General features: G+C 35.9%; 18 protein-coding genes and 1 pseudogene. 10 read left to right on the top strand and 9 right to left on the bottom strand.

The features are described from left to right. Positions 1-9 precede the first annotated feature (9 nt). Complete coding sequence (gene bioD, locus HH_RS05865; protein WP_011116051.1) at positions 10-639, top strand: ATP-dependent dethiobiotin synthetase BioD; 630 nt, start codon at positions 10-12, stop codon at positions 637-639. Between the two features lies 1 nt (position 640). On the opposite strand, the gene HH_RS05860 is transcribed toward bioD, so the two are convergent. Beyond that, positions 641-1954 (bottom strand): adenosylmethionine--8-amino-7-oxononanoate transaminase, encoded by a 1314-nt coding sequence (locus HH_RS05860; RefSeq protein ID WP_011116050.1) that lies wholly within the window; start codon positions 1952-1954, stop codon positions 641-643. 121 nt (positions 1955-2075) lie between these two features. On the opposite strand from HH_RS05860, the gene HH_RS05855 reads away from it, so the two are divergent. The 3 genes from HH_RS05855 to bioC are packed head-to-tail and all read left to right on the top strand — an operon-like array spanning position 2076 to position 4662. Then, positions 2076-3230, top strand: coding sequence for an aminotransferase class I/II-fold pyridoxal phosphate-dependent enzyme (locus HH_RS05855; protein WP_041309362.1), 1155 nt, complete (start codon positions 2076-2078; stop codon positions 3228-3230). Continuing rightward, on the top strand, positions 3227-3922 hold the full coding sequence (locus tag HH_RS05850; protein WP_011116048.1) for a pimeloyl-ACP methyl esterase BioG family protein: 696 nt from the start codon (positions 3227-3229) through the stop codon (positions 3920-3922). Before HH_RS05855 ends, HH_RS05850 begins: the two co-directional genes overlap by 4 nt. Continuing rightward, the gene (gene bioC, locus HH_RS05845) at positions 3901-4662 is read left to right on the top strand and encodes a malonyl-ACP O-methyltransferase BioC (RefSeq protein ID WP_011116047.1); all 762 of its coding nucleotides are present in this window, start codon (positions 3901-3903) and stop codon (positions 4660-4662) included. The genes HH_RS05850 and bioC overlap by 22 nt, the downstream gene beginning before the upstream one ends. Here bioC and HH_RS05840 read toward each other — a convergent pair. From HH_RS05840 to ilvC, 3 genes are all read right to left on the bottom strand, one after another. Next, positions 4652-5311, bottom strand: coding sequence for a potassium channel family protein (locus tag HH_RS05840; protein WP_011116046.1), 660 nt, complete (start codon positions 5309-5311; stop codon positions 4652-4654). The two genes, bioC and HH_RS05840, sit on opposite strands and share 11 nt — an antisense overlap. A 24-nt stretch (positions 5312-5335) precedes the next feature. After that, complete coding sequence (locus HH_RS05835) at positions 5336-6736, bottom strand: potassium transporter TrkG (protein WP_011116045.1); 1401 nt, start codon at positions 6734-6736, stop codon at positions 5336-5338. Positions 6737-6830: 94 nt separating this feature from the next. Further along, positions 6831-7856 carry a ketol-acid reductoisomerase gene (gene ilvC / locus HH_RS05830; RefSeq protein WP_011116044.1) on the bottom strand — a complete coding sequence of 342 codons (1026 nt, stop codon included), beginning with the start codon at positions 7854-7856 and terminating at the stop codon, positions 6831-6833. A gap of 114 nt (positions 7857-7970) precedes the next feature. Here ilvC and HH_RS05825 point away from each other — a divergent pair, with 114 nt between their 5' ends. Both HH_RS05825 and HH_RS05820 read left to right on the top strand, forming a co-directional pair. Further along, positions 7971-10670, top strand: coding sequence for a phosphoenolpyruvate carboxylase (locus HH_RS05825; protein ID WP_011116043.1), 2700 nt, complete (start codon positions 7971-7973; stop codon positions 10668-10670). Positions 10671-10672: 2 nt separating this feature from the next. Further along, positions 10673-11398 carry a DUF5131 family protein gene (locus HH_RS05820; protein WP_011116042.1) on the top strand — a complete coding sequence of 242 codons (726 nt, stop codon included), beginning with the start codon at positions 10673-10675 and terminating at the stop codon, positions 11396-11398. A gap of 103 nt (positions 11399-11501) precedes the next feature. On the opposite strand, the gene groL is transcribed toward HH_RS05820, so the two are convergent. Both groL and groES read right to left on the bottom strand, forming a co-directional pair. Beyond that, positions 11502-13139 carry a chaperonin GroEL gene (gene groL / locus HH_RS05815; protein ID WP_011116041.1) on the bottom strand — a complete coding sequence of 546 codons (1638 nt, stop codon included), beginning with the start codon at positions 13137-13139 and terminating at the stop codon, positions 11502-11504. A gap of 42 nt (positions 13140-13181) precedes the next feature. Beyond that, a pseudogene (groES, locus tag HH_RS05810) lies at positions 13182-13445 on the bottom strand (co-chaperone GroES); the annotation flags it as partial. Positions 13446-13729: 284 nt separating this feature from the next. On the opposite strand from groES, the gene dnaG reads away from it, so the two are divergent. The 4 genes from dnaG to HH_RS05790 all read left to right on the top strand — a co-directional run bounded on the left by dnaG (position 13730) and on the right by HH_RS05790 (position 19118). Then, entirely contained in the window at positions 13730-15388 is a 1659-nt protein-coding gene (dnaG, locus tag HH_RS05805) for a DNA primase (RefSeq protein WP_011116039.1), read from the top strand. Beyond that, positions 15366-16412 carry an argininosuccinate synthase domain-containing protein gene (locus HH_RS05800; RefSeq protein ID WP_011116038.1) on the top strand — a complete coding sequence of 349 codons (1047 nt, stop codon included), beginning with the start codon at positions 15366-15368 and terminating at the stop codon, positions 16410-16412. The genes dnaG and HH_RS05800 overlap by 23 nt, the downstream gene beginning before the upstream one ends. A 145-nt stretch (positions 16413-16557) precedes the next feature. Further along, positions 16558-16767, top strand: coding sequence for a hypothetical protein (locus tag HH_RS05795; protein ID WP_011116037.1), 210 nt, complete (start codon positions 16558-16560; stop codon positions 16765-16767). Positions 16768-16913: 146 nt separating this feature from the next. After that, positions 16914-19118 (top strand): NADP-dependent isocitrate dehydrogenase, encoded by a 2205-nt coding sequence (locus HH_RS05790; protein ID WP_011116036.1) that lies wholly within the window; start codon positions 16914-16916, stop codon positions 19116-19118. A 241-nt stretch (positions 19119-19359) separates the two neighbouring features. Here the strand turns inward: HH_RS05790 and HH_RS05785 are convergent, their stop codons facing one another. The 3 genes from HH_RS05785 to HH_RS09735 form a co-directional block, all read right to left on the bottom strand. Beyond that, a complete protein-coding gene (locus HH_RS05785; protein WP_226989477.1) occupies positions 19360-20109 on the bottom strand; it encodes a hypothetical protein in 750 nt (249 codons plus the stop codon). Between the two features lie 168 nt (positions 20110-20277). After that, positions 20278-20562 carry a hypothetical protein gene (locus HH_RS05780; RefSeq protein WP_226989476.1) on the bottom strand — a complete coding sequence of 95 codons (285 nt, stop codon included), beginning with the start codon at positions 20560-20562 and terminating at the stop codon, positions 20278-20280. A gap of 10 nt (positions 20563-20572) precedes the next feature. After that, on the bottom strand, positions 20573-20905 hold the full coding sequence (locus HH_RS09735; RefSeq protein ID WP_011116033.1) for a hypothetical protein: 333 nt from the start codon (positions 20903-20905) through the stop codon (positions 20573-20575). Positions 20906-21005: the final 100 nt, after the last annotated feature.

The raw sequence follows: 21005 nt of genomic DNA, 5'->3' as shown, positions 1-21005 counted from the left end.
TTTATACTAATGAATACGATATTGCGTCAGCTTTATGTTGTGGGAATTCATACAGATGTGGGCAAAACGCACTTAAGTGCGGCTTTTTGCAAGGCATTTTCATATACTTATTTTAAACTCATTCAAGCGGGAAGTCCGACAGATGCACATCGTGTGAAAGAACTCTCCCCTCACACACAGATTTTGCCATCTGCACTTACGCTGAATACAGCTGCTTCTCCACACATTGGACGCAAATATGAAAATTTAACATATAATGGACTACATTTAAGTATTCCACAATGTGATAAATTACTCATTGAACTTGCTGGGGGACTTTTCACGCCACTTGATGATAAAATTACTTTTTTTGATTTTATTCTTGCCAATCCTCGTCCTACACTTATTGTGGGACGATATTATCTTGGTTGCATTAATCATATTTTACTCACATTGCGTGCTATGCAAAATATACCGGTTCTTGCGATTGTTATGCTTAAAGATAACCAAGATGTGCATCGTGATGATATTGATGAATTTGTGCGCTCTTATGCGAAAATACCACTTGTGCATATAGAATCTTATACAACTCAAACTTTGGATTCTGCTGCAAATGCACTCTCTTATGAGCTTACACCTTATATTCAAAAATTATTATAAATTAGAAATCATCTTCTAAGATTGCATCAAGCACATTGCATACATATTCAGCAATTTCAAGATTTATCACATAAGGTGGCATAAAATAAATTGTATTTCCCAAAGGACGCAATAACACGCCTTTTGCAAGTGCGTTTTCATACACATATAAACCAGCTCTTTTAAGCTTACAACCTTGCAAATCAAATGCAAACACCATTCCGCATACTCGTAGATTCCCTACTTTTTTATGCTTTGCGAGCATAGACCACCGCTTGACTATGGCAACACTTAAAGAATGATTAGAAAATATAATATCATCTTGCTCAAAAATGTCTAATACGGCATTTGCAGCTGCTATAGCTAAAGCATTACCTGTGTAGCTATGAGAGTGCAAAAATGCTTTTTGTTCCTCATAAGGAGCATAGAATCCCTCATAGATATTATTGCTTGTAACCACAACAGATAAAGGAAGATATCCTCCTGTAATACCCTTAGAAAGACAGAGAAAATCAGGCGTTACATCACATTGCTCTAAAGCAAACATACTGCCTGTGCGCCCAAATCCTACGGCAATTTCATCAAAGATAATATGAATATTATGCTTCCTTGCTAATGCACACGCTTCTTTAATATAAGCTGCGGGATACATATTCATACCACCAGCACATTGCAATAATGGCTCAAGTATAAATGCACAAATGCGATGAGCGTGATGTTTTAAAATTTCCTCCAATGCTTCAAGTTCCATATGATAATCTCCACTTATTGTGCCATCATCGGGATTCCATATACCTCGTGGCACAGGTGCGCTTAAACATTCAAGTAAAAGAGGCTGATAAGTGCTTTTATATAATGCGACATCACCTACGCTTAAAGCTCCTAAAGTTTCGCCGTGATAAGCATTACTAAGGGATAAAAATGCGTTTTTATCTTTATTTCCTGCATTATAATGGCTATGAAAACTCATTTTCAGAGCTACTTCAATGGCACTTGAGCCATTATCGGCATAAAAACATTTTTGCAAGCTCTGCGGAAGCAAAGCACATAATTTCTCTGAATAGCGAATGATTCCCTCGTGTGAGAAACCTGCCAAAATAATATGCTCCAATTGTTGTAATTGTTTCGTAATTGCAGCATTGATAAAAGGATTGCAATGCCCAAAAAGATTCACCCACCAACTACTGATACCATCAATAAATGCCTTTCCTTCAAAATCATATAAATATACACCTTTTGCTGATTTGATAGGAATAAGAGGCAACGTTTCGTGGTCTTTCATTTGTGTGCAAGGATGCCAAATATGCGCCAAATCCAATGCTTTTAAATCTAGCATAACTCAACCTTTATATAATAATTTAAGATATAATTTTACTCCAAAACATCTAATCACATCTCTTAACACAAGGAATATTATGCCTATCAAAACCTCATTTGATTATACTTCATCGTCTGATGTGGGCTTGAATGCACGATTAAAATCGCTTAAAAATGCACATAATTTCCGCACAATCACGGATTATCAGCACGATGGTATTTATATCACTCCTTATGCCTCACACGCTCATCATTCCTCACATAAACCTTTAATTAATTTTGCAAGCAATGATTATTTGGCTCTTTCCCTAGATACTGCACTTATACAAGAATTTCTTAGCACACTCTCGCCACAAGATATGGTTTTTTCTAGCGCATCTTCACGCTCTTTAAGCGGAGGATTCCCTATTTATGAGACTTTAGAATCTCATCTTAGCCAACTCTATGCCCCAAAAAAAGCTTTACTTTTTAACAGCGGTTATCACTGCAATCTCTCTTGTATTCAGGCATTAAGCACTCTCTCACACACACTCTTTTTGCTTGATAGATTCTCTCACGCAAGTGTATTTGATGGAGTGCGCAATGCTCACTTTAAGCGTTTTAGACACAATGATATGACTGCGCTTGAAACACTTATTGATTTTCATCATCGTCATTATGAACGTATTATCATTGTAACTGAAGGACTTTTTAGTATGGAGGGAGATTTTGGCAATATTAAAGAAATAATACAACTTAAAAAAGATTACCCCAATGTATTTTTATATGTTGATGAAGCACATAGTGTAGGTGTGTGTGGAAATAATGGACTCGGAATAGCTTATGAATGTATTGAAGACATTGATTTTCTTGTGCTGACTTTTGGTAAGGCTCTAGCCTCTATGGGAGCTTGTATGCTTTGCAATACAACTCAAAGAGACTTCTTTATCAATACTGCACGGGGACTCATATACTCTACTGCCCTGCCCGCAATTAATATTGCGTGGAGTAATTTCATATGGAGCAAGATACTCACTCTAACAAATAAGCGCGAAAAATTGCAACTTCTAAGTCAGCATCTCCGCTCACACTTAAAAGAAAAAGGCTATGCAATAAGAGGTGAAGCACATATCATCTCGCTTATGTGTGGAGATAACCAATCTGCAGTTCAACTCTCTCATCAGCTACGTGAGCGTGGATTTTTTGCTCCCGCTATCAAGGAACCTACAATCCCCAAAGGAACAGCAAGAATCCGATTCTGTCTTAATGCTGCTTTAGAATTAGAACACATAGCTCAACTTGCGGAGACACTATGAAGTATAAATGGCTTCATAGCGCAAATACTAAAGATTCTTTGGTTAAAGATTTAATAATATTTATGGGTGGGTTTGGAAGCGACCCTTGTCATTTTCACCATCTTAAAATTTATGATTGCGATGTAGTGATGTTTTATGATTATAGAGATTTAAATACGCTCAATTCCTACAATACACACGATATTTTTAAGAATCTCTCCTACTATCGGCATATTTATCTTATCGCCTTTTCGCTTGGCGTATGTGTGGCAAATGCTATGTTTTCATCTATATGGGAGCAATTTACACATACACTTGCTATTAATGGCACACCTTTAGGGGTTGATAAAATCTATGGTATTCCTCCTGTGCTTTTTAGACGAACAATGAAACATCTTGATTCTCAACAATTTCGTACAGGATTATTAGGGCACAGATTAGACGCTCATTTTACTTTGCGAGATAATCAAGCTTTACGCGATGAACTTGGAGCGCTTTATGAGTTTTCTCAATCTATACACTCACATCAATGTCAGAGGTGGGAATACGCACTTATATCACGTAATGATGAAATTTTCCCACCAGAAGCAAATAAACAATATTGGCTCTCTCAATCTCCCCAAAATACACGGATTCTATGGAGTAATGAGCCACATTTTGTTTTCTTTAACTTTACCTCGTGGGAAGAATTATGCCACCTACAAAAATACTAAAATATTCTTCGCACGATTTTAATCTTATCTCTTTTCATAAAACCCGAGACACTTATAATGACAATAGTCCTATACAACGCGCTATGAGATTTCATCTTTTAAACTTGGTTTTGGGCACAAATCGCAAAAGCTTTGATTCTATCTTTGAATTTGGTGCAGGGACAGGTGAGCTTACAGCTCTTATAAGCAAATCATTTGATTTTCAACACTATATAACAAATGATTTTTACCCTTATGATATGGCTGGAGCATTGCACGATGAGAGAATCTTGCACCTTGCCTTTGATATGGCACAACTTTGCACTCATTCTCTTGCAAAAAAACAATTTGAACTTATCATCTCTAATGCCTGTTTGCAATGGCTTGATTGCGCCTCTACGCTCACTAATTTAAAATCTATGATTACTTGTGGTGGCATATTGGCATTAAGTAGTTTTGGACAAGATAATATGCACGAAATACGCGAAATTACAGGGGTTGGTTTGAAATATGAAAGCTTAGATACGATACGCGCATTACTAGAAAAAGACTTTGAAATCCTTGTCTTAGAATCTACGCATCATCGTCTGCATTTTGATAGCTCCCTTGAAGTCTTTAGACATCTCAAACTAAGTGGTGTAAATGCCTTTGGTATAAACAAACCCTTTCATCTCACAAAGACTATGCTTAAAAACTACACTCAACGATTTAATAATACACTCACTTATGAACCTGTATATATCCTTGCGCTTAAGCATTAATATGTGATTGAAGCAAAAGCAATACTGCTCCTTGCTCAAGTATGAGTTGCTCAAGGGGCTCTTTTACCCCTGCTTTTTTGGTATGAATATGCCAAATGCCACTTTGATATACGCCTATAATTTTTACATTCTCTCGCATTTGTAGCTCATATTGCTTTGTGCCTACACTTTTGCCTACATCAGATTCTATAATAGGCACTTTGCTTAAATCTAATTGTTCATTGATTTTAAAAATATGGTTGCGATTCCATAATAATTTATCAAGGAGCCGACTTGAAGCATCTTGCTCTGGACGCACGACCAAATCCACACCCAAACGATTTAAAATAATGCCGTGTGAGCGATTGACAGCTTTGGCAATAATAAATTTATTCTTCAATTCTTGGAGAGCAATCACGCTCAAAATGCTAGATTCTATATTTTCTCCTATGCTAATAATAACGACATCAAGCTCCTTAACACCAGCTTCACGCAATGCTTCTTTATTTGTCGCATCAAGGATATAAACCTCATCACTTAAATCCTTAAATTCTCTAATATGCTCCTCACTATCATCACATACAATAACATTTTCATTATTTCGTATAAGCCCTTTGGCAACATATTGCCCAAATTTCCCTAATCCAATAACTGCATAACTTGTTTTCATTCGTGCTCCTAAAATTGATAGATTCTAAATAATCACGCGCTCCTCTTGTAGAGTAATATAACTCTGCTTACGTTTGCCCACAAATGCCAGCCAAAAAGCTAAAATACCTACTTTTCCCATTAGCATAAGCCCAATAATTACTATTTGCGAGAGTGGGGAGAAATTCGCACTTAAGCTTAATGTGCCACCATTGCCTGCAGACACGCCCGTAGTTGCAAAAGCTGATGAAACCTCAAACATAATAAGCATAAAACGCGTATCCTCTTGTAAAGCAGCAATAATGAAATTTGCTAAAGTGATACAAATCATAGCAATAATACCTACACCAATGGCTTTTTTTACACTTTTTTCCATAATCCTACGTTTAAATAATCGTGGTTGTGTATCATAAAAAAGCGCGGCACAAAAAGCAAAAAGTGTTGCGAGAGTGGTTACTTTAATACCTCCTGCTGTGCCACCCGGAGCCCCTCCTATAATCATAAGCAAAGAAGAGAAAAACATTGTAGAATCTTTCAATCCTCCCAAATCAATGCTATTAAATCCAGAGGTGCGATAATTTACCGACATAAAAAAACTTGAGAGTATTTTGTCAAAAAACTCAAAATTACCCATACTCTTTGGATTGTGATATTCAAGCACAAATATAAAGCTAAATCCCAAAGTTAAAAGCACAAATGTATAACTTACAACAATCTTACTATGCAAACTCAAGCGAATTGTGTGCAGATTTGATAATGGTTTATTGCGCATAAAAGCTAGACAAATATTCCAAAATATGTATAAACGCGACTTTATAAAGGTATGGAGTTCAATAAGCACAATATAACCCATTCCTCCAGCGATAATAAGAAAACATATCACACTATTAACAAACACGCTTTGGCGATAAGCCATAAGATTAGTGCTAAAAATAGAGAATCCTGCATTATTAAAAGCCGAAATAGCGTGAAATATACCTGCCCACAAAGCAGTGAAAACGCTAAAATCTTGCACAAAATAAAAATAAATAAAAAGCGCCAAAGCACCAAAGGATTCAATTAAAATTACAAAAAACAAGACTTTTTTTAAAAAACTCATCATACCATCATAGGAAGGATAATTAAGTGATTCTTTTATCATATTGCGTTCCCTATTTGAAAGTCGCTTTCGAAGGAATACATACACGATACCAAGCATACTCATATATCCCAATCCGCCAAGCCAAATAAGAGCTAAAATCACAGCTTGTCCAAAAGGTGTAAAATCAAGTGCCGTATCTTTTATAATAAGCCCTGTGCAAGTAAAAGCTGAAGTGCTCGTAAAAAGGGCTTCTATAAAACTAAGAGAAGAGGAGTGCATACAAGGTAAAAACAAAAGCAAAGCTCCAAGTATGATAATCCCCACATAGCCTATGATGAGAATTTGCATACTCTTTAGGTTTGTCATTCTTACTCCTTAGATTCTATGCCCTCCTTTTATAAAGTATTTTATACTATAAACAATTTTAATGTTGCAAGTTCATTGCAAGTGGGAGTTTTATTTAGTTTCTCTCCTTATCTACCAATTTATTTGCACCAATCCACGGCATCATTGCGCGGAGTCTGCCACCGACTTGCTCAATTTTATGATTTGCTAGATTTTTTCGCTCTGCATTCATTCTCGCATATCCTGCTTTACGCTCCAATATAAAATCTTTAGCAAATCGCCCTTCTTGAATATCTTTTAGAATCTGCTTCATTGCTTTTTTAGATTCTTCATTAATCACACGCGGACCACTTACCATATCGCCATATTCTGCGGTATTTGAGATAGAATAGCGCATATTTGCCAAGCCACCCTCATAAATCAAATCCACAATTAGCTTTAGTTCGTGCAAACACTCAAAATACGCCATTTCTTCAGGATAGCCTGCCTCAACCAAAGTTTCAAATCCAGCTTTAACAAGGCTCGTTACACCACCGCAAAGCACAGCTTGCTCACCAAATAAATCTGTCTCTGTCTCATCTTTAAAAGTCGTTTCAATAATGCCACTGCGCCCTCCTCCAATCGCACTTGCATAACTTAGTGCAATCGCTTTGGCATCTCCTCTGCTTGTATCTTGCTCTACAGCAATTAAATCAGGGATTCCGCCACCTTTTACAAATTCACTACGAACGGTATGACCCGGGGCTTTTGGTGCAACCATAATCACACCTACACCCTTTGGAGCTTTGATTTGCCCAAAATGGATATTGAATCCGTGCCCAAATGCAATAATTTTATCTTCGCTTAAAGAGGGTAAAATATCTTTGGCAAACACATCAGCTTGCAATTCATCAGGGATTAATATCATAATCACATCAGCAACTTTTGTTGCCTCACTCACTTCAAGCACCTTAAAACCCTTTGCTTCAGCTTTTACCCAGCTAGAGCCACCGCGATACAATCCGATAATTACCTCAACGCCAGAATCTCGTAAGTTTTCTGCGTGAGCGTGCCCTTGTGAACCAAAGCCAATCACTGCAACTTTTTTCTTTTGAATAAGTCCTAAATCACAATCTTTGTCGTAATACACTTTTAATGCCATTATACATTTCCTTTCTAGCAGTTTAGCCGCTATTTTAAATTAAAGGCTCAATTATAGTTAAAACAAACTTAGTTATAATTAAGCCACCAAGTCAAAGGCTTAAAGGAAGTAAATATGCAACACTCTCACTCACCACAAGAAGGCATAAAAAAATCTCCAAAATCCACTTTGCTCCAACCAATACAAGTAGAATTTGTTTCTGATACAATTATTCACTTGCTCCAAAGTGTTGATGAGGAGCTAAAAAATGCTTTTTTAAATATTAAGCAAAGTCTTCAAAACCACGATTCAACTATGCTTAAACGCATACTTGCAGATATTTCAGCCCAAGATAAAACACTTTTTATTATTAAAGCTTTCACGCTTTATCATATGTTGCTTAATATTATTGAAGAACTTAATTTAAGCAATAATGCTATGCTTAATCACCTCCCTAAAACTCTAAAAGAGCTTAATCAGGAAGGTTATGACAAAAATGATACACTAGAGATTTTGCAACATTTACGCTTTTATCCCGTTTTCACTGCTCACCCTACAGAATCTCGCCGCCGCACATTTCTTGAAGCACATCACCAAATGAGTGAAAACATCAAAAATATCTTTGCCCATAATGATGCAAATGCTAAATCTCAGCTTCTCTATAGGCTTCATTTATTATGGCACACACATTTAGTGCGAAGTGAAAAAATGGAGATTCTCTTTGAACTTGATAACTTACTCTATATTATTGAAAGCTCTATTCTTAAATCTGCAACGCAAGTGCTAGGCGATATAAAATCTACACTTGGCAAGGCATTAGAAAGCTCTCCTATCATACTAGGAAGTTGGATAGGTGGTGATAGAGATGGTAATCCATATGTGAGCAATGAAGTAATGACAAAAACAATGAAAATTGCACATAAAGCGATTATTGAAATCTATATTCGCACAAGTGAAAAGCTTATTCGTGAGCTTTCTATGTCAATGGATTTTATTCAGCCCAGCAAACGCCTTATACAATCACTCCAAAATGATAGCTCCGAACTTTTAAATAACGAAGCAAAACTTTTTGCTAAAGAACCTTTCCGCGCAAAACTCTACCTCATCAAAAAAAAGCTTCAAAATCGGCTTATTGCAATTAATACTACCGATAGCATTGATTTTACTTATAAAGATTCTAATGAGCTTTTAGAAGATATTGATATGATGATAGAATCTCTAGATGATATATCTGCGCGTGGATTGGTAGAATTTAGACATTTAGTGCTACTTGGAGGTTTTCATCTTTTGCGCCTTGATTTTAGAGAACATAGAGATATAATTTTAAGCACTATAAGCGAAATTTTTTGTCTTATAGGGTTTTGTGATAGTGATTTTAAAGACTTAAATGAAAACAAAAAGATTGAGATTTTAAACTATGCGTTAAGTGCTAAAAAATATGATTTAAATACAATTATTGAGCAACTCTCTGAATCCTCTAAGCGGCTTGTAGGAGCATTTTTAAGAATCCAATGGGCAAAAAAACATATTTCAAAACATATTTTACAAAGCTTTATTATCTCTATGAGCACTCAAGCGAGCGATTTACTCTGCGTATTGTGGTTTGCTAAACAAAGTGGTTTATGGAAACCGGGCAAGAAAAAAGAGGGCAAAAAAGGCAAAGCGAGTGTTTCTATTACACCACTTTTTGAAACCATTGATGATTTACAGCGCGCCCAAAGCATTATCCAAACCCTCTATGCTAATACTCATTATCAGCAATATCTTTTTGACCATAATAGCACCCAAGAAATTATGGTAGGCTATTCAGATTCAAGCAAAGATGGCGGTATTTTTACGAGCAATTATAATCTCTACTGCGCTATTAGCAATCTTACCAAACTCCAAACGCAACTTGATATTCGCATTAGTTTCTTTCACGGACGAGGAGGAAGCGTTAGTCGTGGTGGAGGAAGCCTTGAAGAAGCGCTACTTTGTTCTGCACCTCAAAGCGTGCATAGCTTTCTTAAAACTACAGAGCAAGGCGAAATGATAAGTGCTAAATACCTCAATAGCCATATTGCAACCAAAAACTTTTCAAGCACCTTGAGTGCTTTGCTCAAAAAAGGAGTATATGATTCTTATGGCACAGAAAAATATAAAAACAATCCGCAGACAATGGCATTGCTTGAAAATGTTTCTAATGCCTCCTGTGCAACTTATCGCGCACTTGTATATGAAAACAAAGGCTTTTTAGAGTATTTTAAAAACGCTACACCTATAAAATTTATACAAAACCTTAATCTAGGCTCTCGCCCAAGCAAACGCAAAGATACACAAAAAATTGAAGATTTGCGGGCAATTCCTTGGGTATTTGCTTGGACACAAAATCGCGCTATTATTTCCGCTTGGTATGGGTTAGGAAGTGGATTAGCAAATGTAGATAAAAATCAATTACGAGATTGTTATGAGCAATCACTCTTTTTCAAAACAACTATTGATAATATCTCTCAAGCTTTGCTTAAAGTGGATTTAGATATTGCTTCATTATATAACCAATTTGTCAAAGATAAAAAAGTGCGTGAGGATATTTGGGAGCATATTTATACACAATATCATCTCACAATGGAGTATTTGCTGCATTTGCGTGGGGAAAGTGTGCTTTTGGATTCTGAAGGTGCTATTAGAGAATCTATCCTATTGCGCAAGCCTTACCTAAGCGTGCTTAACCTCACCCAAATTGAACTGATTAAAAAATATGAAAGCTGCAAATATCCTAAAGGACAAGAACGTCTTCTTGAACAAATCCACGCGACTATTGTGGGTATCGCACAAGGTATTCGCAATACAGGGTGAAAATGTTTGGTAAATTAGAAACAAGTTGGAATCCGTGGCACGGCTGCTTTAGAGTAAGTGAGGGTTGCAAAAATTGCTTTATTTATAGTATGGATTCTATCCATAAACGAGATACAAAACATATTTGTCTTAATAAAAATTTTGAATATCCTCTCAAAAAGCGTAGAAATGGTGAGTATCATATACTTGATAATACATTAGTATATACTTGTTTTAGTAGCGATTTTTTACTTCCACAAGCTGATGAATGGAGAAAAAGAGCGTGGGAAATAATGCAGCAACGCAAAAATGTGCATTTTGTCTTTTTCACTAAAAGAATTGAACGTTTATATGAGAATCTCCCCAAAGATTGGGGGGAAGGATATGAAAATGTGAGTATTGGCGTGAGTGTAGAAAATCAAAAACGAGCTCATCAAAGAATCTCACTTTTGTGTGCTCTGCCTATTAAGCATCGTTGGGTGATTTGCGCACCATTATTAGAGGAGATTCATATAGAATCTTATTTACAAGATATAGATCTTATCTCTGTGGGAGGAGAAAGCGGATATAAGGCAAGAGTATGTGATTATAAATGGGTGTTGAGTTTGAGAAAACAAGCCTATGATGCGGGTATAAAATTTCATTTTCATCAAACAGGTGCAATGTTTTTAAAAGATAACAAACTTTATAAGATTCCAAAAAACTTACAGAGAATCCAAGCCAAGAAAGCAAATATTGATATAATGTAAGATTATGCAGGAAGCAAATGCTCTATTTGAGAAAGGTTTAAGCTAGTAAAAAAGGAGTTTATAGAATCTACACAGATTCTATAAACTCAAAAAGCAAGGGGGATTACATCATTCCACCCATACCGCCCATTCCACCCATATCTGGCATTGCTGGAGCTGGTTTATCTTCTTTGATTTCATTGATTGTTGCTTCAGTTGTTAAAAGCAGACTTGAAACTGATACTGCATTTTGTAACGCCACACGTGTAACTTTGAGTGGGTCAATAATGCCCTCTTTAAACATATCTACATATTCACCTGTAGTCGCATTGAACCCAAAGCCATCTTTAGAATTTTTCTCTACCTCATTCACAACCACACCTGCATCATATCCTGCATTTGTCGCAATTTGTGCAAGAGGAGCTTTAATTGCGCGTTTGATAATATCATAACCAATTGCTTCATCACCTTCAAGCTTAAGTTTAACTTTTTGTGAAGCACGAATAAGGGCAGAACCACCGCCAATAACGATTCCCTCATCAACCGCTGCTTTTGTTGCAGAAAGTGCATCATCTACGCGGTCTTTTTTCTCTTTCATCTCTACTTCACTTGCTGCACCAACCTTAATAACTGCCACACCACCGCTTAATTTTGCTAATCTCTCTTGGAGCTTTTCTCTATCATAATCGCTTGTAGTGTTTTCAATTTCAGTTTTGATTTGTGCGATTCTATCTTTAACATCTTTTGTTTTGCCCTTACCATCAACGATTGTTGTATTATCTTTATCAATCACGATACGAGCTGCACTTCCTAGATCTGCAAGTGTTGCTGCTTCAAGTGTTTTGCCAAGCTCTTCGCTAATAACTTGTCCACCTGTGAGAATAGCGATATCTTGAAGCATTGCTTTGCGTCTATCGCCAAATCCAGGTGCCTTAACAGCAGAAACATTAAGCACTCCACGCAATTTATTCACAACCAATGTTGTCAAAGCCTCACCCTCAATATCTTCAGCAATGATTAAAAGCGGTTTGCCACTTTGCATAGTTGCCTCAAGCAATGGCAAAATCTCTTTCATATTTGAAATTTTCTTATCTGTCAAAAGCACATAAGCATTTTCAAGCTGTGCTGTCATTTTATCAGTATTTGTTACAAAATACGCAGAAAGATAGCCTCTATCAAATTGCATACCCTCAACTACACTTAGCTCATCATTAATACCTTTTGCTTCCTCAACGGTAATAACACCATCTTTACCAACTTTTTCCATTGCTTCAGCAATTAATGCTCCGATGTTTTCATCAGAGTTTGCCGAAATAGTTGCAACTTGTGCAATATCACTTTTGCCACCAATTTTTTTACTTGATTTTTTAAGCTCTTCAATAATTGCTGCACTTGCTTTATCCATACCACGTTTTACTTCAATAGGATTCGCACCTGCAGTAATATTTCTTAATCCTTCCTTATAAATGCTATAAGCAAGAACGGTTGCCGTTGTTGTCCCATCTCCTGCTGCATCAGCAGTTTTGCTTGCCACTTCTTTTACAAGCTGTGCACCCATATTTGCAATAGGGTCTGCAAGCTCAATTTCTTTTGCCACAGATACACCATCTTTTGTAATCGTAGGTGCTCCATAACTTTTTTGAATGAGCACATTTCGCCCTTTTGGTCCCATTGTAACTTTTACTGCATCACTTAATTGCTTAATGCCCTCATAGAGCTTATTCCTTGCCGAATCTGAAAAGTTAATTTCTTTGCTTGCCATTTTTTACTCCTTTAATGTTTAAGATTCTAAAATTTATTTTTCAATAACGCCCAAAATATCATCTAGCTCTAGGACAATAAACTCCTTTGAATCTAGCTTGATTTCTGCGCCCTTATATTTACCAAATACGACTTTATCATTTTCTTTCAATATTTTGTCGTCTTTGATTTTAGCACTTACTGCCTTTACTATACCCATAAGAGGTTTTTCTTTAGCATTATCAGGAATAATAATACCCGAACTTGTTTTAGTATCTTCTTCCACGCGTTCTACGAGAACTCTCTCTCCCAAAGGTCTAAACTTCATAATCAACTCCTTTATAAATAATTAATCAAAAATTTTAGCACTTAATTTTTGAAGTGCGAAATTTTATATTTTTTTGTTAAACAAGTCAATACTTTATATTTAAATATTGAATAAAATTTAGTGTAAATGACTAAAGTTATATATAATAGATTATATAAAGTTTTTCAAAATTCACTCATTCACATTCACTAAAAAGCAAAATAAATATCAGATTCAAAGGTTTATTTTTATACAATCTACACTTCAAAACACAATCTTACATATTCAAGGCATACACAAATATTATGATTAGCAAGCACTCGCTTGAAACACTCAAGCAAAATATTGATATTGTTGATGTTATTGGCTCATATATAGAACTGAGAAAATCAGGAAGCAACTATATGGCTTGTTGTCCCTTTCATAATGAAAAAACGCCGAGTTTTATCATTAGTCCCACAAAAGGATTCTATCATTGTTATGGCTGCGGTGTGGGCGGTGATGCAATTAAATTTCTTATGGAATATGAAAAACTAAGTTTTGTAGAAAGCGTGGAAAAAATTGCAGCAATGACAAACTTTGCTCTTGAATACGAAAATACTTATGAAAAAAAACCCGATTCTATTGTGCTTGATGAAATAATGCGATTTTACCAAAAACAGCTCCTTTCGCATAAACCTTCGCTTGAATATCTCGCCTCTCGTCAAGTAGCAAATGCAAGTATTGAAAAATTCCGTTTGGGCTATTGTGGAGCAAGTTTTGAGACGATTAATTTCCTTAATGCTAAAATTCTTAATAAACAAGAAGCGCTTGAATTTGGGATTATTGGCAAAGATAATGGGCGTGAATATGCACGATTTAATGACCGCATCATCTTTCCTATACATTCTCCTAATGGAAAAGTCGTAGGTTTTGGCGGACGCACGATGAGCAACGCAAATGCTAAATATATCAACTCTCCCCAAAGCAAAATATTTAATAAATCAAAGCTTCTTTATGGCTATTATCTCGCCAAAGATAGAATCTACAAGCAAAAAAAAATCATCGTATGCGAAGGTTACCTTGATGTGATTATGCTCCATCAAGCAGGTTTTGATTATGCGGTGGCAACACTTGGCACAGCCCTTACCAAAGAGCATTTACCTCTTTTGCGCAAAGGTGAGCCAAAAGTAATTTTAAGCTATGATGGTGATAAAGCAGGGATAAACGCAGCATTCAAAGCAGCGAAGATTTTATCGGAAGCGAGCATTGAGGGCGGTGTAGTTATCTTTGAAAATGGTGCGGACCCAGCTGATATGGTAGCACATAAACAAATTAATGAATTAAGTGAGCTATTCTCTCACCCCATTTCTTTTATTGAATTTGTCCTTACGCACATTGCCCGCAGTTATGAGCTTGAAAACCCATTACAAAAAGAAAAGGCTCTTGCCGAATCTACTCAATTCCTACACACTCTAAGTCCTCTTTTACAAGAAGAATACAAACCACTACTTGCACGATTGCTCTCTTTGCCCACACGACTTATTCATACTCAACATAATAAAGCCCATTCAACCCAAACAATCTTTAATGCGTCTATGCAAGATTTTGCAGAATCTGTGCTCATTAAAAGTTTCCTTGAAAAACCAAACTTGATTGATTTTGCCATTGAATATATTGATATATCACTCTTTAAATATAAAAAAATAGAATTTGGGCTTGTTACAAACCAATGCTACGATGATCCACGATTACTTGCAATATCGCTCAATGACAATATAAAACCACTTCCTGATTTACCCTCTCTTAAAGAACATTTGCGATTATTCGTCACTCAAGCATATAGTCAGCTTTTAGGACAAATTCCTCATTCAAATGAGATGAGTTTGAGACGCAAAAGCGAAATTATCAAAGAATTAAAAACAAAAATCTTAACACTTAAAAAAGGAGAATTACTGCCCTATGTTAGCATTAGCACTTTTTAGCGGAGGTTGCGATAGCCTCATTTCTATGAAACTACTCAAAGACCAAGGCATTGATGTAATTGCTCTGCATTTTAACATCGGTTTTGGCAGCAATAAAGATAAATTAGCATATTTCCAAAATGCAACTGCACAAATTGATGTAAAATTGCAGATTTTAGATATCCAACAACAATTTTTTAACGATGTGCTTTTTAAACCAAAATATGGTTATGGCAAATATTTCAATCCCTGCATCGACTGCCACGCAAATATGTTTGCTAATGCTTTTGATTATCTTTTGCAAGTGGGAGCGGATTTTGTGGTGAGCGGAGAAGTGCTCGGACAGCGTCCCAAAAGCCAGCGTAAAGAAGCCCTTGACCAAGTAAAAAAACTTGTGCGACACATTGGAGAAGAAAGCAAATTTGATTCTATCCTTTCAAGAGATGGTAGCAATCCTAACAAACCACAATTTCTTGATGAATTGCTCCTGCGCCCTATGAGTGCAAAACTACTTGAGCCAAGCTTCCCTGAAAAAATGGGTTGGGTTAATAGAGAACGTTTGCTTGATGTGAGTGGAAGAGGGCGCACAAGACAGCTTGAAATGATAAAAGAATATGGGTTTAAATATTTTGAAAAACCAGGTGGCGGTTGTTTGCTTACACAAGATTCTGTGGCACTCAAAATCAAAGACCTTATCTCCCATCGTCAAATGCACTTTGAAGATATAGAAATGGTAAAAGTAGGACGTTACCTTGTATTAGAAAATGGTGCGCGTTGTGTCATTGCTCGTAATGAAGAGGAAAACATTAAACTAAGTAAGCCAAATCCAAATATGGAACAAATTACATTACTTGATTGCGTAGGACCGCTTGGCATTGTAGAATCTAGTGCTTCTATGGAAGATAAAATACTTGCAGGACGCATTGCTTTAAGCTATGGCAAAACAAATATTAATCAATGCTATCAGGTCCAAATCGGTGCGCAAACACATTCCCTCTCGCCACTTGAACGCGATAAGGCACAAAGCTATTTACTTTTAACATAAGATTCTATAAATTAAAGAGCAATTTTACACTTTAAGAATCTTTAAATTTTAATTTACTAAAATACTGCAATTTTTCTGAGGAACATTTATAAAATATGGTGTTGTCTTATTTATAAGTTTTGTTGCTTTATGCAATGTCGGCTGTATGTTTAAAGGAAGTCTTGCCCATATGGCTTCTAGCTCCATAGGTTGCGCACCTTCAGAGATTACTATTAAAAAGAATAGATATGGATTTGTCAATGAAACATATAGTTATGTAGCTGAATGTAGAGGGAGAACTTATTATTGCACAACAAGCGAGAATGTCTGGGGAGGAAATACTTCAAATACAAAATGCGCACAATCAGCGCAATAATTAAATGCTAAGTCAAATTTAAGTGAGTAATTGCTACCTATCTGCCTCTAAATCTTTAAAAGTTTAAAAAATCTTTATCTCTTATTGCAAACATAATGATTTTTGCTATACTTAAGGGTATTAAATCTATACCGAAAGGATACATTATGAAAATTACATACACTCTCACAGACGAATCTCCAGCACTTGCAACCTACTCTTTTTTGCCTATTGCAAAGGCATTTTTACGGCACGCCAACATTGAAGTGGCAACCTCTGATATTTCCCTATCAGCACGCATTTTGGCTCAATTTCCCGAGCGTTTAAAACAAGAGCAACAAGTAGAAGATGCTTTAAGCATTTTAGGGGATCTTGTAAAAACAAAAGAAGCTAATCTCATCAAAACTCCTAATATTTCTGCTTCAATCCCTCAACTCAAAGCAGCAATAAAAGAATTGCAAGGCAAGGGCTATGATGTGCCAAATTTCCCTGATGAGCCACAAAATGACACAGAAAAAGCCATTAAAGAAAAATACCAAAAGGTGCTAGGCTCAGCAGTTAATCCTGTGCTTAGACAAGGTAATTCCGATAGACGCTCTACAAAAGCTGTGAAATCTTATGCGCAAAAAAATCCTTATCGTGTCGTGCCTTTTAGTGCGGATTCTAAAAGCTACGTTAGCTATATGAAAGAAGGTGATTTCTTTGACAATGAAAAGGCGGTATTAATTCCATCTGCTACAACCGCAAAAATTATCTTTAGAGATTCTAGTGGAGAAAAAGTGCTTAAAGAGGGCTTGAAATTAGAACAAAATGAGATTTTAGACGCGACATTTATGGACGCACAAAAGCTTTCACGCTTTTATGAAGAGCAAATTACATCGTGTAAAAACAAAGGTATTCTTTTCTCACTCCATTTAAAAGCAACAATGATGAAAGTAAGTGATCCTGTGCTCTTTGGCTATGCAGTTAAGGCATATTTTAAAGAAATTTTTGAATCTTTTGGTGATGAACTCTCACGACTTGGTGTCAATGCTAACAATGGCGTAAGTGAGCTCCTTAGCAAGATAGAATCTTCTCCTAAAAAAGCAGAGATTCTAAGCAAATATAATGAAATCCTAGAAAAAAGTGCAAAAATCTCAATGGTAAATTCTGATAAAGGTATTACGAATTTACACGTGCCAAGTGATGTAATTGTTGATGCTTCTATGCCTGCTATGCTTAAAAATGGGGCAAGATTATGGGATAAAGAGGGCAAAGAATGCGATGCAAACGCTGTGATACCAGATAAAACTTATGCGACAATCTATGAAGCTGTGATTGAAGATTTACATAAAAATGGCACACTCAATCCAGCGACACTTGGCAGCGTCTCTAATGTCGGGCTTATGGCAAGAAAAGCTCAAGAATATGGCTCACACGATAAAACTTTCATAGCACCAAATGATGGCGAATTTGTAATTGTGGATGCTAATGGTTCTGTGCTACTCTCTCACAAAGTGCGCAAAAACGACATTTATCGTGCAAATCAAGCAAAGTTTGATGCGGTGCAAAATTGGATTGATTTAGGCATTGAGCGTGCTGATATTACAGGTGATAAGGCAATTTTTTGGCTAGATGCTAAGCGCGCAAGCAATAAAATTATGATTGATTTAGTGCAAAAACGATTAAAAGAAAAAGGCAAAAACATAGAGATTCTAGCCCCAAAAGAAGCGTGTTTAGAATCTTTACGCCTTATTCGTGCAGGTAAAAATGCCATTTCTATTACTGGCAATGTATTGCGGGATTATCTTACCGATTTATTCCCTATTTTGGAGCTTGGCACAAGTGCAAAAATGCTATCAGTCGTGCCTATGCTTAATGGAGGAGCAATGTTTGAAACAGGTGCTGGCGGAAGCGCACCTAAACAAGTAGAACAGCTTGTAGGTGAAAATCATTTGCGTTGGGATAGTTTGGGTGAATTTTTAGCACTTCAAGCAAGTTTAGAATTCTACGCACAAAAGCAAAATAATGCTAAAGCTAAAGTCTTGGCAGATGCACTTGATAGTGCAACTTCGCAGTGGCTAGATAATAACAAAGCTCCCTCTCGCAAGGTTGGCGAAGATGACAACCGCACAAGCCATTTTTATTTAAGTATGTATTTTACAAGGGCTTTGGCAAATCAAAGTGCAGATACTAGCATTGCCGCATTTTTTAAACCAATCGCAGATGAACTAGAATCTAAGCAAGATTCTATACGAGCAGAGTTTAATAATGCTCAAGGCAAAGCGGTAGATTTGGGTGGATATTATAAGTTTGACGATAATAAAGCAGAATCTATTATGCGCCCAAGCAAAAGCTTTAATACAATAATAGAGCAAATTGCAAGAGGATAACCCTTTAAATAGCAAAGTCCTTATGAGCTAAAGATAGTTAGAATCGTTACACCTATAGCTAGTTTTAGATTCTAAACTCTCTTTAATATGGGCTTTGGTAATAGTAAAGGTAAAAGAAGGAAGAGAGAGGGAGAGGTAAGACATCATCAATCCTTTATGTTAAGTGTAAAGGGGGAGGTGGTCTAGAATCATAAAAAGTTCCCCCTGATTGAAAGTTTTTGTATTTGAATCTTTGTTTGCACTAAAATTCTTGTAATATTCTAATTGAACAAGTTGGCGCAAAAGAGACAAAAGGTGCCCAAGATTTTTGTAATTCCCAGACTAATACATCAATACCCTCTTTATTTTTTCTAACTTGTTTAATGCTTTCCCGATATGAACTTGAATCCTCTAATCCCTCAACAATAATTCTTTTTTCTTCATCAAGCAATATGATTTCATTGCCAGCTGTTGCATAGCCCATTATAAGCATAGGATAAAAAACTTTGTAAGACCAATCATAACCCAATGATACAGAAAGAGAATTGTTAGGATTATTATATACTAAATTTCCTGCCTTAAAATCATAAACTTGTCCTTGATTTTTGTTATTTACTATAAGATATTTATCATCTAAAGAAAAATAAACCTCTGTGCATTTTTTATCTTTGTAATGCTCAAGTTCATATAGGTTGTTGTTTAAATCAAATATACGCAGCTTTCCTCTATCACAAATTCCTAAATGTTGCTTATCATAAGATATATTGAACACTCCATCTTTAGAATGATTATATGCTGTATGTATGATAGTGTTATCTGCCTTATTCTTTATTATTATTGATTTTTTGTTGTCGGTAATTTCATATTGATTTATTTGTATTTTGCCATTTTCATAGTATTGTTTCTTATAATCTATCAAGTCCTTATTGCTCAAAATTTGTTCAGCATTTTTATACGGTTCTTGTTCTATCTTGCTACATTGTCCAAAGCTAAACCCTGATAGCACCTTCATTTTTGCTCTGCTTGTCTCAAAGCTTGTATATATAGGCTTTGTGCAGGAGGTAAGCATCACGCACAAAGGCATAAGATAAAGTAGTGTTAATGTTCTCATTCACACTCTCCTAACTCATAAGGTATAGGCAAGAATACCATAGCATAATCGTGCCTTTCATCAGTTTCATCAAGGACAGCAATCAGGTGAGTTTATCATTTTATCATAAGATGAAAAATAAGGATAAACTTCTATCCAAATAGCGAAAAAGAACATTCCTATGAATATAGAAATAAAGCATATACCAGCTATATAAGCGTCTGCTAAATATTTCTCTTTTGTTTTGATAAAAATAATCCACAACAAAACACATTGTAAAATAAGTCCGATTAAATGTATTACAAAAGGTATTACATCATTTGCAATCCCAAATATCTTAAGTTTCCTTTTATACTCGCCTTCATTTAATCTCACCTTTATGTCCCTAAGCCTTAATATCAAGCAAATGTGTCGGCTCTGTAGCGCAAGTGGGTGTCTCATCTTCTATAAAAGATTCTATTGCATTTTGAGAATCTTGCTCTTTTTTCTTTTCCTTTTCTTCAAATTCACGTTTTTTATCTTGCTTATCATCTGGATTTATAGCTTCAGTTTGAGGAGTAGGAGAGACTTCCTGCACAGCTTTAAGTTTATCTACAAATTCTTGCATATTTGCGTGAAGTGCAACATCAACTTTTTGCATATTATTTGCATACTGAATTGAGCCAACCTGCGAGTTTTGATTGATATAAGTAACATTACCAATAGGACTAACTGCCATTGTTTCCTCCTTAATGCACATTAGACAAATCGTCAGTTTTGTTAAACCACAAGTTTTTTATCTTTATTTAAAGTTAGCAATTATTATGCCACAAAATACT

The sequence above is a fragment of the Helicobacter hepaticus ATCC 51449 genome, from assembly GCF_000007905.1.
GTDB classification, from domain to species: domain Bacteria; phylum Campylobacterota; class Campylobacteria; order Campylobacterales; family Helicobacteraceae; genus Helicobacter_C; species Helicobacter_C hepaticus.
This window is presented reverse-complemented; position numbering and strand designations above follow the sequence as displayed.

Coding starts and splice junctions, on each gene's coding strand:
- HH_RS09735 (WP_011116033.1), bottom strand. CDS start 20,905: ATGGCAGTTAGTCCTATTGGTAATGTTACTTATATCAATCAAAACTCG.
- dnaG (WP_011116039.1), top strand. CDS start 13,730: ATGATTAGCAAGCACTCGCTTGAAACACTCAAGCAAAATATTGATATT.
- HH_RS05835 (WP_011116045.1), bottom strand. CDS start 6,736: ATGACAAACCTAAAGAGTATGCAAATTCTCATCATAGGCTATGTGGGG.
- ilvC (WP_011116044.1), bottom strand. CDS start 7,856: ATGGCATTAAAAGTGTATTACGACAAAGATTGTGATTTAGGACTTATT.
- groL (WP_011116041.1), bottom strand. CDS start 13,139: ATGGCAAGCAAAGAAATTAACTTTTCAGATTCGGCAAGGAATAAGCTC.
- HH_RS05840 (WP_011116046.1), bottom strand. CDS start 5,311: ATGAAAACAAGTTATGCAGTTATTGGATTAGGGAAATTTGGGCAATAT.
- HH_RS05790 (WP_011116036.1), top strand. CDS start 16,914: ATGAAAATTACATACACTCTCACAGACGAATCTCCAGCACTTGCAACC.
- HH_RS05825 (WP_011116043.1), top strand. CDS start 7,971: ATGCAACACTCTCACTCACCACAAGAAGGCATAAAAAAATCTCCAAAA.
- HH_RS05820 (WP_011116042.1), top strand. CDS start 10,673: ATGTTTGGTAAATTAGAAACAAGTTGGAATCCGTGGCACGGCTGCTTT.
- HH_RS05860 (WP_011116050.1), bottom strand. CDS start 1,954: ATGCTAGATTTAAAAGCATTGGATTTGGCGCATATTTGGCATCCTTGC.
- HH_RS05850 (WP_011116048.1), top strand. CDS start 3,227: ATGAAGTATAAATGGCTTCATAGCGCAAATACTAAAGATTCTTTGGTT.
- HH_RS05795 (WP_011116037.1), top strand. CDS start 16,558: ATGTTTAAAGGAAGTCTTGCCCATATGGCTTCTAGCTCCATAGGTTGC.
- bioC (WP_011116047.1), top strand. CDS start 3,901: ATGCCACCTACAAAAATACTAAAATATTCTTCGCACGATTTTAATCTT.
- bioD (WP_011116051.1), top strand. CDS start 10: ATGAATACGATATTGCGTCAGCTTTATGTTGTGGGAATTCATACAGAT.
- HH_RS05800 (WP_011116038.1), top strand. CDS start 15,366: ATGTTAGCATTAGCACTTTTTAGCGGAGGTTGCGATAGCCTCATTTCT.
- HH_RS05785 (WP_226989477.1), bottom strand. CDS start 20,109: ATGAAGGTGCTATCAGGGTTTAGCTTTGGACAATGTAGCAAGATAGAA.